General features: G+C 52.8%; 13 protein-coding genes and 1 tRNA gene. 10 read left to right on the top strand and 4 right to left on the bottom strand.

The window, feature by feature from the left end; translation table 11 throughout:
* Nucleotides 1–98: 98 nt before the first annotated feature.
* Nucleotides 99–617 carry a L,D-transpeptidase family protein gene (locus AD948_RS10860; protein ID WP_082782410.1) on the bottom strand — a complete coding sequence of 173 codons (519 nt, stop codon included), beginning with the start codon at nucleotides 615–617 and terminating at the stop codon, nucleotides 99–101.
* A 152-nt stretch (nucleotides 618–769) separates the two neighbouring features.
* Between AD948_RS10860 and AD948_RS10865 the strand changes: the two genes are divergently transcribed.
* Entirely contained in the window at nucleotides 770–1489 is a 720-nt protein-coding gene (locus AD948_RS10865) for a response regulator transcription factor (RefSeq protein WP_039904348.1), read from the top strand.
* 417 nt (nucleotides 1490–1906) lie between these two features.
* On the opposite strand, the gene AD948_RS10870 is transcribed toward AD948_RS10865, so the two are convergent.
* The 3 genes from AD948_RS10870 to AD948_RS10880 form a co-directional block, all read right to left on the bottom strand.
* Nucleotides 1907–1981 (bottom strand) — tRNA-Val (locus tag AD948_RS10870).
* A 57-nt stretch (nucleotides 1982–2038) separates the two neighbouring features.
* A complete protein-coding gene (locus tag AD948_RS10875) occupies nucleotides 2039–3865 on the bottom strand; it encodes an ABC-F family ATP-binding cassette domain-containing protein (RefSeq protein WP_061472012.1) in 1827 nt (608 codons plus the stop codon).
* 87 nt (nucleotides 3866–3952) lie between these two features.
* Nucleotides 3953–4699: a PhyR family response regulator anti-anti-sigma factor gene (locus tag AD948_RS10880; RefSeq protein ID WP_039904903.1), complete on the bottom strand. Its 747-nt coding sequence runs from the start codon at nucleotides 4697–4699 to the stop codon at nucleotides 3953–3955.
* A 57-nt stretch (nucleotides 4700–4756) separates the two neighbouring features.
* Here AD948_RS10880 and AD948_RS10885 point away from each other — a divergent pair, with 57 nt between their 5' ends.
* From AD948_RS10885 to AD948_RS10920, 9 genes are all read left to right on the top strand, one after another.
* Nucleotides 4757–5314 (top strand): sigma-70 family RNA polymerase sigma factor, encoded by a 558-nt coding sequence (locus tag AD948_RS10885; protein WP_140385723.1) that lies wholly within the window; start codon nucleotides 4757–4759, stop codon nucleotides 5312–5314.
* Nucleotides 5315–5433: 119 nt separating this feature from the next.
* The gene (locus tag AD948_RS10890) at nucleotides 5434–6009 is read left to right on the top strand and encodes a sigma-70 family RNA polymerase sigma factor (RefSeq protein ID WP_006559239.1); all 576 of its coding nucleotides are present in this window, start codon (nucleotides 5434–5436) and stop codon (nucleotides 6007–6009) included.
* 131 nt (nucleotides 6010–6140) lie between these two features.
* Nucleotides 6141–6308: a NepR family anti-sigma factor gene (locus tag AD948_RS18195; RefSeq protein WP_158307605.1), complete on the top strand. Its 168-nt coding sequence runs from the start codon at nucleotides 6141–6143 to the stop codon at nucleotides 6306–6308.
* Between the two features lie 100 nt (nucleotides 6309–6408).
* Nucleotides 6409–8079 (top strand): sensor histidine kinase, encoded by a 1671-nt coding sequence (locus tag AD948_RS10895; RefSeq protein WP_061472014.1) that lies wholly within the window; start codon nucleotides 6409–6411, stop codon nucleotides 8077–8079.
* 129 nt (nucleotides 8080–8208) lie between these two features.
* A complete protein-coding gene (cydD, locus tag AD948_RS10900; RefSeq protein WP_061472016.1) occupies nucleotides 8209–9930 on the top strand; it encodes a thiol reductant ABC exporter subunit CydD in 1722 nt (573 codons plus the stop codon).
* Between the two features lies 1 nt (nucleotide 9931).
* On the top strand, nucleotides 9932–11659 hold the full coding sequence (gene cydC / locus AD948_RS10905) for a thiol reductant ABC exporter subunit CydC (RefSeq protein WP_061472018.1): 1728 nt from the start codon (nucleotides 9932–9934) through the stop codon (nucleotides 11657–11659).
* 125 nt (nucleotides 11660–11784) lie between these two features.
* A complete protein-coding gene (locus AD948_RS10910) occupies nucleotides 11785–12162 on the top strand; it encodes an OmpA family protein (protein WP_006559244.1) in 378 nt (125 codons plus the stop codon).
* A gap of 7 nt (nucleotides 12163–12169) precedes the next feature.
* Nucleotides 12170–14068 (top strand): DNA helicase RecQ, encoded by a 1899-nt coding sequence (gene recQ, locus AD948_RS10915; RefSeq protein WP_082782412.1) that lies wholly within the window; start codon nucleotides 12170–12172, stop codon nucleotides 14066–14068.
* Nucleotides 14065–14871 carry a DeoR/GlpR family DNA-binding transcription regulator gene (locus AD948_RS10920; RefSeq protein WP_061472020.1) on the top strand — a complete coding sequence of 269 codons (807 nt, stop codon included), beginning with the start codon at nucleotides 14065–14067 and terminating at the stop codon, nucleotides 14869–14871. Before recQ ends, AD948_RS10920 begins: the two co-directional genes overlap by 4 nt.
* The last annotated feature ends 30 nt before the right edge of the window (nucleotides 14872–14901 follow it).

Consider the following 14901-nt stretch of genomic DNA (forward strand, 5'->3'; position numbering starts at 1 on the left):
CCTCTTGGGCAGCTAGAGTTCGAGGGGGCTGGGCGAGCATACTGACGGCTCTCAGGAAACAAAGAAGCATCTGTCTTCACGCACTTCCCACGCAGCTATCAGTCGTCAGAAGCATGAATATGAATGGCTGTAGCTCCCGAAGCTAACACTGCCCGCAAATCCTCTTCTGTCAGGGCAACGCATCCTTCGGTGGGAGCTTTATTCTCCCGCTGAAGATGCATAAATATAGCAGATCCTCGCCCGGGCTGAATTGTTTCGTCATTATAGCCAATAACAACAATCAGATCATAAACATTGTCTTCTCGCCAAAGAGCCTCATGCCGTGCAGAATGAGGAAGCGATATTTTTTGATTGTAAGCGGAATGGGTAGGATCATCACACCATCCATCCCGAATGGTCAGGGCCTCTATGGGCAATACAGTATCGGGTTTTTGAATGCGGTCTGCTCGATAAAAAACCTGCCTGAGGGAGAATATTCCTATTGGCGTTGCATGATCACCTTCCTGCTTATCCCGTGTAACGCCGTTTTTCCCGATTATCGCCCTCATGACTTTGTGTTCGCAATGCAGTTGTGCATCACTACGACTGCATGAGCGTGGTTTAATGTGTATCATCATCGCAATAAGAGTCCTGGCTGTAGATTTTTCTATGATGTCAGTGAGATCATGCTTATGGCTATTGGTTTGAGCCCAAAATCGTGACAAACTTGTCAGAGTGGATGGTTTAGGCAGCCATTAGTTACAGGCTGACACAAGGAGAAGAAAACCCCATGACGGGTGCACGTCCAATATTGGTTGTTGATGATGACCGGATACTGCGTCAAACGCTGGTAGAGCAACTGCAACTTGAAGGTGAGTTCACTGTACAGGAAGCCGCGTCGCTCGCTGAAGCCCGCGAGAAACTCAAGGCTCCTGACGCCAGATGTGACGCTATTCTGCTTGATGTCACGCTACCTGACGGAGATGGGCGTGATTTTTGTGCCGAGCTGAGAAAAGAAGGGCTTCGTATGCCCATTATTATGCTCACTGGCTCAGACGATGAAGCGGATATTGTTCGCGGTCTGGATGCAGGGGCAAATGATTATGTTGCCAAACCATTTAGAATTGCTGAATTGCTTGCGCGTTTGCGTGCGCAGCTTAGGCTTTTCGAAAACAGTGAAGATGCCGTCTTTACCATCGGTCCTTACACGTTCCGTCCCTCAGGAAAACTCCTACAGGATCCCCAGAAAAATCGCCGTATCCGCCTGACGGAAAAAGAAACGGCTATTCTTAAGTTCCTCTACAGGGCAGGGACCCGGCCTGTTCCACGCCAAGTTCTCTTGAACGAAGTGTGGGGCTATAACGCAGCGGTGACAACCCATACTTTGGAAACTCATATCTATCGACTGCGGCAGAAAATTGAGCCAGACCCGGCAAATGCCTCCCTTCTTATTACAGAAGGTGGTGGCTACCGTCTGAACCCAGAAACTGTTGCTGTTACATCAGAATAATTTTTTAATTGCCCACATCGAATAAAGGATTTTTGTGCAAATACAAACATTCTTTATTCGACACCTACAGAAATGTAATATTTATATAGAATAGTAATTTTCGACACAACAAAGATATTTTATATTCATTCTCAGATATAATATAATTCTAATTTTAAGAAAATTTCTCATTTTATTATTACCAAATAAATTTCACTGAAAACTATTCTTAAAATGAAACAAACACACAAGAAGATATTCCATTTTTATATGATAGCAATTACGTCTCATCATCCTCTCAAACCAACATAATAGAGAAGGAGCATAACTACTTGTGCCCGCCATAACGCGAACAAGAAACGCTTACTTATTTATATGTCGTGATTTGGAAGACAATACCGGAAACCACATAAAACCCGCAGAAAACTGGGGAAATCGTGGTGGGTGCGACAGGGATTGAACCTGTGACCCCCGCCGTGTGAAGGCGATGCTCTACCGCTGAGCTACGCACCCGGTTTGTGTGGTTGGTATTAGCGGAGCCTCTTGCTCTTGGCAAGCTGGTTTGGGAAATTAATTTGGGTCCACCGTCAGATTTTCTCGTTTCATTTCAAGCTCCAACCATTTTTCCTCTGCCGCGGCGAGAGCTGTCTCGGTCTTCACTAAATCAGTGCTATATTTTTCAAACGCCTTCGGATCTTTTGCATAGAGATCAGCATCAGCCAATTTGGTCCGGATTATTTCCGCCTGTTTTTCAAGCTTAGCGATCTCCTTGGGCAAGCTATCCAGAGCAAACTGGTCTTTATAACTTAACTTTCGGGACGACGGTTTTCCGGATGATACATTAGCTTCTGATGAACCCTGCACCCTGACAACAGGCGGTGCAGCCATAACATTCTCTTCTATGCCACCCTTTTTCTGGGCAAGCATATCACTATACCCTCCAGCATATTCCACCCAGTTACCTTGGCCTTCTGAAGCTAAAACAGAAGTCGCAACGCGATCCAGAAAATCTCGGTCATGGCTTACCAGAAGCACTGTCCCAGAATAGCTCGCCAGCATTTCCTGCAACAAATCAAGCGTCTCAAGATCAAGGTCGTTTGTTGGTTCGTCCAGCACCAAAAGGTTGGAAGGTTGAGCAAGAGCGCATGCCAACATCAAGCGGCCTCTCTCACCACCTGATAGCACACCAACTGGTGTCCTAGCCTGTTCGGGCTTAAACAGAAAATCTTTCATATAGCCGATAACATGGCGTTTTTCCGCACCAACCTGAACCATATCTCCACCGCCACCCGTAAGAGTGTCAGCCAAACTTTTCTGAGGGTCCAGCGTCCGGCGTTGCTGGTCAAGCGTTACCATGGAAAGGGAGGGGCCAAGAGAAACCGTGCCACTATCGGGTTGATCCTGACCAACCAGAAGACGAAGAAGTGTCGTCTTCCCTGCGCCATTTGCTCCCACAAGAGCGAGCCTGTCTCCACGCAGTAGGCGCAGATCCAGATCACGCACGATAACGCGATCTCCCCAGGATTTACTAACGTTCTCAGCTACAGCAACCAGCTTGCTAGAGACGCCCGATGACTGTGCCGCTAACGTAACCGAACCCGGTGCCCTTACGGCCTCACGCTTAGCGGCTCGCAACGCAGCCAATTCACCCACACGCCGAACATTCCGTTTGCGCCGTGCGGTAACACCGTAGCGCATCCAATCTTCTTCGCGCGCGATTTTGCGATCAAGTTTATGCGCATCACGCTCTTCCTGTTCGATGACCTCTTCACGCCACTCTTCAAAGCGGCTGAAACCCTGATCCAGACGGCGCGTAATCCCTCGATCCAACCATACGACGGAGCGGGAGAGGGTAGATAGAAGACGCCTGTCATGGCTGATCATGAGCATTGCTGAATTGAGGCTTAGCAGTTCACGCTCAAGCCACTCGATCGTAGGCATATCCAGATGGTTTGTGGGCTCATCCAGCAAAAGAATATCAGGAGCAGCCGCCAGCGCGCCAGCTATTGCACAACGCCGTGCTTCCCCGCCGGAAAGATGAGAGGTGCTTTCCTGACCCGTTAGGCCAAGAGCATCGAGCATTGCCGCAGCACGCCACGAATTTTCGGGTTCGGCAATCTGTGCCAGCACATAATCTGACGTCGTAAGATGCGTCGAAAGCTCGGGTTCCTGCGGCAAATAACGCAAAGTGGCTCCCGGCTGCAAAAACACGACGCCTGAATCGGGCTGCAAAGCACCCGCTGCAATTTTAAGTAAAGTGGATTTTCCTGAACCATTCCGGCCCACGAGGCAGACACGTTCACCCCGCGCTACAGCGAAGCCTGCCTTATCAAGCAAAGGCCTGCCACCAAGAGTGAGAGAAATATCTTGAAGGTGGAGAAGGGGAGGGAGAGCCATTCTCCGTTTCTGTGCCAGAGCCCTCAGTGACGCAAGAGGATATTTCCAGATATCGCCCTTTGGTCAGGAAGAACCGCTAGACGATCATCACGAACTTGCAAGATCAAAACTGCTGACAGCCTGATAGGTCGCGACCGCCAAAGTCAAAGGTTCAAACGGCTTGGTGATGACGAAGCTGGGCTCCGATGTTTCACCGGTCAGGAGACGTTCCGGATAGGCCGTAACATAAATTATCGGCGCATCATGCGTTTTGGTGATTTCCGCCACGGCACGCATGCCATCACCGCCACTACCTAGATTAATATCCGCCAGAATAAGACCGGGGCGCGTTTCCTGAGCAATACGAATGGCGTCTTCTTGCGTATGCGCTATTCCTGCCACTTTGTGCCCGCATTGTAGAACGAGTTCTTCAATGTCCATGGCGATAATGGGTTCGTCTTCAATAATAAGAACAGACGTTTGAATGCCGGTTTTAAGGAAAGAGTATGCGCGTTCAGTTTCCCGCTCGGCTTCTGCGTCTGACAGGTCAAGAATTCGCGCTGCCATTGGAGGAGAAACTTCTTCCAGTGTTAATAGAAGGAGTAACTGGCGCTGAAGGATGGAGAGAGAACCTTCTGGATGGTGGTGATCCGCCTGAGCAGAAAAATGGCGTGATATTTCTTGATACAGACGACATAAAGCAGGCAGATCATCAGCAGGACGGCTGGTTGTCAAAGTCCGCAAACTTTCGGCCACCAGAAGATCACCTCGCGGCTGGCTACGCGTTAATGCGCGTGCGTAGCGTCTGCCATAGGGAAGTGCCTGGATTAAGGCCGCGCGTTGTGACTCTGGCATGACAAATCTCCTTCGCGTGGAGTAATGACGATAGACACGCAGGATCGCAACGATGACATGACCGATCGTCTGCAGGAAGGGGTAAGTGTTCTGACACGCGATAAACTGGAGCACCGTAGCGCAACTGCATCATTTTCTCGCACAGATTTATTGAAGCAGGTTCCAGCACTTCGCGCTTTTGCACGCCTGCTGGCGCGTGATGCGACACTTGCGGATGATCTGGTGCAGGAAACCATTCTCCGCGCGTTGGCAAAGGCAGGACAATTCACTCAGGGCACCAATCTGAAAGCATGGACATTTTCCATACTGCGCAATTTGTTTCTTGAACAGGCACGGCGCAAGCAGAAAGAAAAGGAAGTGCTGGATCACTATGCATCTGATGCCCAGACGCAACCAGCAAACCGACAGAACGGCCCCGACAGGGAAACGATTCGGGATCTCGATTATTATCTCTGGCAGCTTTCTCCTCTTTTAAGGGAAGCTCTTATTCTGATTGGCGCACAGGAAATGACTTATGAAGAGGCCGCCTGCATCTGCGAGGTTTCAGTTGGGACCATGAAAACCCGTGTCTCGCGCGCCAGAGCAGAACTTCAGGCTCTGACGCAGGACCACTGAACCTTCCCCAAAAGCGTTATTCACTTTTTCGTGATAATTTTTTGAGGCTTTTTTTGTAACCTTTGCCTCCTCCCGTTCATTCAGTTTTCAAGAATGAATAAAGGCGAAGGAAAAATCCGATGACGAAGTCATTCCACGATCAGGTTATTGCTATCCTGCCCAAGCTGCGTGTTCAGGCACTGGCGCTAACCCGTAACCGCGCTGCGGCCGAAGACTTGGTACAGGATGCCGTTTGCAACGCCCTTTCGGCGCAGGATAGCTTTGCCCCAGGCACAAATTTCCCTGCCTGGATGCATCGTATTTTGCGCAATCGTTTTATTTCCGACCTGCGGAAAAAACGTGAAACGACCGACATTGATGATATGCCGCCGTCCTTCCTGTCCACCAATGCTCCGCATGAAGATCGGATTGTGCTCAAGGATCTGGATGCAGCGCTTGCACGTCTGCCAGACGATCAGCGGGAAGCTCTGGTGTTAGGCGTTCTGGAAGGGATGAGCTATCAGGAACTGGCAGAAGTTGCAGGATGTGCGGTTGGCACGGCAAAAAGCCGCGTTTTCCGGGCACGCCGTCAGCTTGAAGCCTGGATGATAGGTGAAGAACATGTGGGCGCAGATCGTCTGAAAGCGCAGGCCGCAGCATTGCAGCGGAAGGTAGAGCGGAATACACAGGAAAAAACCGCATCAAGCCGCGTGTAACGTGAAGACAGAAAGTGGGCTTGAAGGCCCACATATGTAAGGTAGGCTAACGAGCTTGAGTATGTCAGATGTTTGCTATTCAGACAGACAACATGGCATTTCCGTCGGGCGGCGTAAGGGTGCACCACCGGATGGAAAAATTCATGGGTGACGATCCACCAAAAGAATCCAAGAAAACGTCTGATCAGGCGTTTGATCTCTGGCTCAAACGCGGACTTCACCAGCTTTTTGATGATGTAGCGAACGAACCTATTCCAGAAGAACTGCTAAAGCTCATTGAAGAAGATCGTCGAGACTAAGCAGGGACAGGAGAGAGGGAGTCTTATACGCAGCCTGCGTAAAATTCTCGCTTCCCTGCTTTCCGGCATCGGGCATATCTTCAGCACAACCAGCGCCCGAATGCGGCTTTTGATCTGCCTTTCCGCCATACCTGTGGTGGCGATCGGATCGGTCCTTGCTGTTCACAACTACAACGAACTGATGGTGGGCAGTGCCCAGCGTGCTGCTACAGCCATTACACGGCTGGACCTCCAGTTTCGACACGACACGGACCGCCTGCGGAGCGCGTTGGAAACCATCGGTGGTATGGGACTGACGCCTGAGCAGATTGGTCATGCTCTGAAGCTGGCTGAAACCATGAGCGGGCAACGTTACTGCTATCTGGGTGTGCTCAGTGCTGAAGGCAACGTCATCCAGTCGATTTCCACGCCAGGAAGTGGGTGTCAGAATATTGAGGAAGGAGAAACTTTTCCTTCTTTTCAGGGAACCTTACTGGAAGCGATTCAGAGCAATAGCTCCTCGGAAGGAAGCGGCTCCTTCCTGAGAATCACGGTTCCTGCCGTTTTTCTTTCCATTCCGGAAACGCATGGATATCTTGTTGGTATCCTTCAACTCTCCCGGAAGGCAGCCTATCTTTCCAACAGCATTGGCTGGCAGGCGTTTTCGGATGAAAACAATCCCCTGAAGGCATGGCTCATCAATCAGGATGGAACCTTGAGTTCTGTCTGCACGGATTGCCGATGGACGCCGCCCCCCAGCTTCATCGTAGGAGCCCTCCAGCAGCGGCTTGAAGCCAGCGCAGGGTCTGTCGTGTCACTTCCCACGCCTGAAGGTGGATATGCCTTGGGAGCTATTGCTGGAGGGGCTGATATTCTGGTCTCCGCGCAGCGAACGGCCCGGGAATCAGGGGCATTGCGGACCATGATTCTGGAAATATCGGGGTTAGTGCTTTTGTTGGCGGCCGGACTGATTGGGGTCACCTTGGCTGCCAACATTGTGCTGGTATGGCCACTACGGCGATTAACCTACTCTGTTCAGAAATGGCAGATAGAAGGCGTTTTTGATACACGCATCACGCGCTCAATGCCTTTGGAACTTCAAAGACTTGGTCAAGCCTTCACACGGGCGACCCGCCGACTTTCTCGCCATGAAGCGCGTCTAAAAAAAGCCATGGCGCATCAGGAGCTGCTGATGCGTGAAATCCATCATCGGGTCAAAAACAACCTGCAGATTGTTGCTTCCCTTTTGAACCTCCAGGCTAGTCGCATCTCCAACCCTGACGTACGCGCTGAGTTTGCGTTAGCCCGAGACAGGGTAAGGGCTCTCGCAACCCTCCATCGGACGCTCTACGCAGAAGATCGTCTGGACAGCCTCAACATGGCGGGTTTTCTTAAAGAACTCTGCGACCAGACATTGCACATTGCGGGCGAAGAAAGCGCCGCACGTATTACGCTGGATGTCGTCGCAGACAATTTTTCCATGAACCCTGATCAGGCTGTACCGCTCGCCCTTATCGTAACGGAAATTGTGACCAACTCTATCAAATATGCCTTCCCTGATGGACGGCATGGAACCATTGCTGTTCGCTTGAGCCTTCAGGGACCAAATGTGAATCTTTCCGTCAGTGATGATGGGATAGGGTGCGATATTGAGACCGCCACCTCCCCGGATCAACATGGCATCGGTTTGAAGTTAATCCGTGGCTTTGCCCGGCAGTTAAATGCCACGTTTGACAAAAACTGCGAACATGGCACCCGTTACACCTTTGTTTTTCCACTGGACGGTTCCTAGAAACGGCTTCTTTTCCCCCTAATCCCTTAGGATTCGGCCAGAAAAAAGTGGCGGTATGCCCTGTTTGCAGCCGGGGCTGGCGTGCTTAATGGTTTGCGTCCCTTCCTGTCCGGTATAAACGCCTACGTCATGAGCGGTAAAAAACAAGCGATACGCGGGTGGACGCGGACACAAACCCGTCTGGGACGCAAAGCAGCCGGACCTGTAATGGTCCTTGGCATCCTGTCTTCTCTTGTTGGCGTGGCGCAGGCATGGTGCATAGCCGTTGTGCTCGGCCATGCGCTGATAAGCCTGCATTCAGGGCTCTCTCCTCAGACTTTTCCTGTCTGGCCGATTGTGTCCTTTTTGGTTCTGGCTCTTGCACGGGCTTGTGTGGTGGCGGGGGCCGATGTGGCGGCTGCAAATGCAGGCGTCGAAGCACGTCGACGGCTGCGTGGAAAGGTCCTTGGCTCTATTTTGGCCGGTGGGCCTGCACTTCTTCGTCAAACACATAGCGGCGCTCTGACGTCAACAGCTGTTGACAGGATCGAAGCGCTGGATGGCTTTTTTGGTCGGTGGATTCCCGCCTCAGTCACGTGGATTGCTGCCCCCGCTCTTGTTCTTATTCCTATCTGCATTATTCAACCTCGGGCAGGGCTCGTTTTAGGGCTTTGCGGTTTGGCTGTTCCGTTCGGGCAGGCAATCTTTGGCATTGGCGCTGCCGTTGCATCCCGCAATCAATTCCTTGCCATGACCCGCCTGCAAGCGCGCTTTCTGGACCGTGTAAAAGGCATCGCCACCATTGTGCTGGCTGGCCGGACAGAAGACGAGACCCAGCGTCTGGCTGACGCAGCCGACGAGTTGCGGCAGCGGACCATGAAAGTTCTGCGCGTTGCCTTCCTTTCTTCAGCGTCCATTGATGCCGCCATGGTGATCGCTTTGATCGTGGTTGCCATCATGGACGGAAAGGTGGCCTTGGCCTTGCAGGCCGAGAATGCGAGCCCGCAGTTGGAGCATGTTCTGACAAGTAGCCTGTTTGTCCTGTTGGTTATTCCAGAATTTTTTGCCCCTCTGCGCGCTTTGGCTCTTGCCTATCAGGATCGCGCTCATGCGCAGGGCGCCGCTACAGCCGTACTGGATTTGCCCGCAGTGCAATCGCACCCGGCGCTTGAAGAGCAACAGCTTGCTTCTGAGCGGGCCATCTCTATCACGCTGGATCAGGTTTGCTTCACATGGGATCCCGCACGCGGGCAGGCTCTTGATAAAATCAGTTTTAGAGTGCCTGCGGGCGAAACCGTTATTTTGACGGGCGCATCGGGGTCCGGGAAATCCACATTGATGGAGCTTCTGCTAGGGTTCATCAAACCTGAGAGCGGACAGATACGCCTGAATGACACGCCGCTCGAAACCATTTCATCAGATGCCCTTTCCCGCATTATCTCCTGGATAGGACAAAAACCTACCCTGTTTGCTGGCACACTACGTGACAATATCCTGTTTGCGCATCCTGATGCCGATGAGCAAACACTTATGGCTGCAGTGAAAGCCGCGGCCGTGGACCAATTCCTCCCCTCGCTGCCGGAAGGACTGGAAACACGTATTGGGGAAGGGGGGTTTGGTCTTTCTGGCGGACAAGCTCAACGTATTGCCATTGCGCGCGCCTATTTGAAAAATGCACCTGTGCTACTGCTGGATGAGCCCACGGCCCACCTTGATCCGGAGACAGAAAAAAGCATTTTTGAAAGCCTGCAGCAGCTTGCGCTAAACAAAACCGTCATTTTGGCAACGCACTCTGCGGCTGCCCATATGTTCAACGGTCAGCAGATTGGCCTCCAGAGTGGAAAGATCATTTTTCAGCAGGGAGCAGCCTGAGATGCCTGACGTGACCCAGAACTCCTCCGCTCCTGCAACCTCTTCCGCCGGGCAGCCAAACACGCCTGCCGTTACCGACAGACAGGCTATTTTTCGCATTCTGAAGCTGTGGCAGAGACAGGCTCCCCGTCTTGCAATCGGTTTGATGCTCGCATTACTGGCTTTATGCACCGGGCTTCTACTCATGCAGGTTTCAGGCCTCCGACTGGCTGGCGCCGTGCTTGGTGAGGTGATCATTACAACGGCTCTCCTGCGCTGGGTCGGTGTAGGCCGTGTTTTTCTCCGCTATTCTGAGCGCCTGTTTGCCCACGATGCCATGTTTCGGGCGCTGGCAGATTTGCGAGTATGGTTTTTCCATTCCCTCGCGCAGGGCGCTGCAGCAGGACTGGGCTTTCGTCGGGCAGGGGATATGCTCTCCCGTCTGGTCTCAGACATTGGCACGCTGGACGGCCTGTATCTGCGTATTCTCTTGCCGTTCATGTGCGCATGTCTGACCCTTCCTATTCTGCTGGTTCAGCTTTGCAGCCAAAACATCATTCTTGGATGCCTGACTGGCCTTCTCTTTGCCTGCTCTGCATTTCTGTTTCCTTACCTGATTGCCCGCTCTGGTCGGCAGGACTCAGAACGCCTGACGCAAAACCTCTCCGCGTTGCGCATCAGCGTTCTTGATCTGGTCAGTGGCCTGCGTGAGATCCGCGCTTTCGGAGCAGAAGACCGGATGCTGGCCCGTGTGCAAGCCGATGACAGGGCATTACTGGATGGCCAGAAACATCTTGCGCGCCGCGCAGCTATCGCTAACGCCACGGCTTATCTGTGCGGACAGATCGCTATTCTTTTCGTTCTACTGGCCATTTCAGGCATAGTGTTCTCAAAAGTTGCCCCCCTTTCTGGCGTGGGTATCCTGTTCCTGACAGTGGCTGCCTTTGAAAGCGCTGGGGCTCTTACCCGGGCTGGAGTACAAGCGGGCGCAATGGGCGCTGCTGCCCGGCGAGTTGTAGAAATTGCACAGGTTGGTCCGGTATCCGCTCAAACAGAGCAGGAAGTGGATGCTCCAGCAGGCACTGACATTCAGGTCACCAATGTGAAATTCAGATGGGCCTCAAGTCGCCCCTATGTGTTTGATGGACTAACTCTTGATATTCCAGCGGGCTCCCGCGTTGCCATTCTGGGCCCCTCCGGCGTGGGAAAATCGAGCCTCGCAGCGCTTCTGCTGAAAGCTGCCGCACCTGAATCCGGGAGTATCACGCTTGGCGGGGTGAATATCTCCCACATCCGAGCAACCTCTTTGCGCCGTCAGATCGCGTGGCTTTCTCAGGCAACCCATCTGTTTGACGATACAATCCGCTCCAACCTGCTTCTTGGCAAACCAGAAGCAACCGAAGAGGATTTATGGCGCGCCCTTGAGGAAGCAGCGGTAGCAGGCGTCGTACGCAACTTGCCGGAAGGGCTGGATACCTGGCTTGGTGAAGGCGGTGTCAATCTTTCTGGCGGGCAGGGACGACGAATAGCTCTCGCACGTACCTTGCTGACAAATGCACCCATCATGATTTTGGATGAGCCTGCCACAGGACTGGATGCTCAAACGGAACAGGATTTTCTGCGTACACTCAATACTGTTACAGCGGGACGTACAGTTATTCTGATTGCACATCGCCTTACAGGGGTAGAAAAACTGGACCAGATCTGGCGTCTTTCACATGGTCAGGCAACAACCGTTGCTGTCTCATAAATACAGCAGTTGACGAGATGGACACCAAAGGGCACCAGATGGTGTTCTGCCTGGTTTTAATTCCTGGGCAGATCTGTATTTGAACAAGACGTTACGTCTTCGCCACTCTAGCCGGGATTAAACTCATGCGTCGCCTGCTGCCAGTTCTGGGCCTTTCTCTTCTTGCCGGTTGTGCCACACAACCTGCGCGCAAGTATGTGGTGTTTTTTGCGAACAACTCCGTTGAACTCGACAGCTCTTCCCGTGCTGTGATCTCGGAAATTTCCGCAAAGGCACAGCGGCATCCTTCTCGTGTTGTGCAGATAGAGGGCTACGCTGGCGCAGGGCAGGATCTTTCCGCAGACTCCCTTCTGGCAGTACAACGTGCCAAACTTGTGGCAGAACAGTTGCATCAGGATGGCGTATCTGGAGACCGAATCCGTCAGACGCCACGTGCGCCTTCTACAACCGAGGCCTCAGCCGTTGGGTCTCGCCGTGTCGAAATCGAACTGGTGAACCCCTGATTTATCTATGACGGAATCGCAGATCGGTCTTGGTTCTCTTCCCGTCCTTCCTGAGAGCGTGAAGGGAAGGGACCGGTTTGTGGGCAACACCCCGCAAGAGGTGTTGCAGTCTGTCTTCGGTTATCCCGACTTCCGCAGCCTACAGGCGCAGGCTGTCAAAGGCATCATGGATGGCGAAGATACGCTTGTTCTGATGCCAACAGGTGGCGGCAAAAGTATCTGTTACCAGATACCAGCTTTGTGCCGTGCAGGCATGGGCCTTGTCGTTTCACCTCTTATTGCCCTGATGGATGATCAGGTTGCCGGGTTAAGGCAACTCGGTATCAACGCAGCTGCCCTTCATTCCGAACTGGAAAATGAAGAGGCCGCTAAAATCCGTTCAGATCTGGCCAATGGCAGAATAGACCTCCTTTACGTGTCTCCCGAACGCCTTCTGGCACCGGGAACGTTAGAGCGCCTAACTCGCCAGACCATTTCAGTTATCGCGATTGATGAAGCCCACTGCATTTCCGCATGGGGCCATGAATTCAGACCGGAATATAGAGAACTAGCCGCTCTTCCGCGCCATTTCCCCGGCGTGCCGCGTATTGCGCTGACGGCAACAGCTGATCAGCGAACGCGCGCTGACATCCTTTCTGCTCTGGATATGCCTCATGCCAGAGTTCTCATTTCCAGCTTCCACAGACCTAACCTGAATATCGCAGCCTTACCCAAAGCGTCGGAACTGCGGCAGCTTACAACGGTTCTAGAACGCCATAAGGAAGAGGCCTGTATTGTCTATTGTGGCAGCCGCGCCAGAACAGAGCGGATAGCCGCGTCCCTGAGGGAGCGTGGATGGACGGCTCTGGCCTTTCATGCGGGCCTTTCTCCAATAGAAAAACGGGCTGCACTCCTGCGCTTTCGGTCCGGAGAGCCCATTGTAATCGTGGCGACCGTTGCCTTCGGCATGGGGATAGATCGACCTGATGTACGGGCTGTGATCCATCTGGACATGCCGGCCTCACCAGAAGCCTATTATCAGCAGATCGGTCGCGCCGGCCGAGATGGTTTACCGTCTGACACAGTACTTCTCTACGGTGGAGAAGATATGGCCCGCGCACGTTACTGGCTGGATCAGTCAAACGCACCAGAGACTGAAAAACGGGTCATGCGGGCTCGTCTGGAAGCCATGATCGCTCTGACGGAAACAACCGGCTGCCGGACCCAGGCTCTTCTCCATTGCTTTGGAGAAACATTAAACGAACCTTGCGGCCATTGTGATACCTGCCAGCATCCTGTCATCACTTTTGACGGCACAGAGGCCGCACGCAAATTCCTCTCCGCTGTATATCGCACTGGGCAGCATTATGGTGCCCTGCACGTTATTGCGGTTTTGCGGGGCAAACTTACGGAAGCGGTGGAACGTAACAGGCATAATGCTCTGTCCGTTTGGGGTATCGGCAAAGATAAGCCCGAGCCTTTCTGGCGCAGCGTTGTCCGACAGCTGATTGCCCGAGGCGCCTTACGCTCAGAAGGCCAGTATGGCGGCTTGGCCCTGAATAATGAAATTGCTCGCCCCATCCTGCGGGGCGAAGAAAGCATTGAACTGCGTGCAGATGCCACTGCGGAGCTTGAAAAAGGAAGCGCCTCCCGCAGCAGGCAAAGCTCTCCAGCAGTAGAACTGCCCGAAGACAAGCAACCGCTGTTTGCGGCGCTTAGAAAATGGCGGCTGGATGAAGCGCGAGAGCAGGAAATTCCCCCCTACGTGATTTTTCATGACGCTGCTTTGAGAGACATCGCCTTGCAGGAGCCCTCCACTCTGCAAGAACTTGGTGAGATCAAAGGGGTAGGGAGATCAAAACTGGAACGCTACGGAACGAACGTGCTCGACGTGCTTACGGCGGCCCGAAAAGAGCAAGACACGTGACCGCCGGAGTAAAGGAGCGTCGGGCACGCATTCTGCAGTTTGTGCAGCAGCACGGTTATGCTGCCAATGAAGACCTGGCCAAGGTTCTCAACGTTACCGTCCAGACGGTAAGGCGCGACGTAAACAGTATGGCCGCGGACGGAATTGTCACACGCCATCATGGCGGGGCTTCGGCCATTTCCCCTACGGAAAACATAGCGTATTCGGACCGCCAGATTCTGAACCTGAAACAGAAAGAAGCCATCGGACAAAAGGCCGCATTGGCCATACCGAATGGTGCATCGTTGTTTATCAATATCGGCACCACGACAGAAGCATTTGCGCGCTGCCTGCGGGGACATCACGGCCTGCGTGTAATTACAAACAATATCCACGTAGCCACTCTTTTGGCCCCCGCACCTGAATGCAATCTCATCATTGCGGGCGGCACTGTACGATTACGGGATGGAGGAATCGTCGGACCTGCCGCGGCTGCGATGATCGAACAATACCGTGCCGATTTCGGTGTTATCGGCATAAGCGGCATTGATGACGACGGAACACTCCTTGATTTTGATGCCGATGAGATCAGCGCTGCTCAGGCAATTATCCGGAATGCCCGCACTGTGTTCCTGCTGGCAGATCATACCAAATTCAAACGTAGGCCCATGGCGCGCGTAGGGCACATTTCGGAAATCAGCGCATTCTATACGGATCAGCCCCCTCCACCTGCGCTGGAAACTATCCTACGCAAGGCCGGAGTTGTTCTGCATGTCGTCAATGATGCAGAATTTTCGGAAAGGAAAACACGAAAGCCCATATAAGGGCCAAACAGTCATATTAAGGCCATTGTT

The sequence above is a fragment of the Acetobacter senegalensis genome, assembly GCF_001580995.1.
Lineage (GTDB): Bacteria > Pseudomonadota > Alphaproteobacteria > Acetobacterales > Acetobacteraceae > Acetobacter > Acetobacter senegalensis.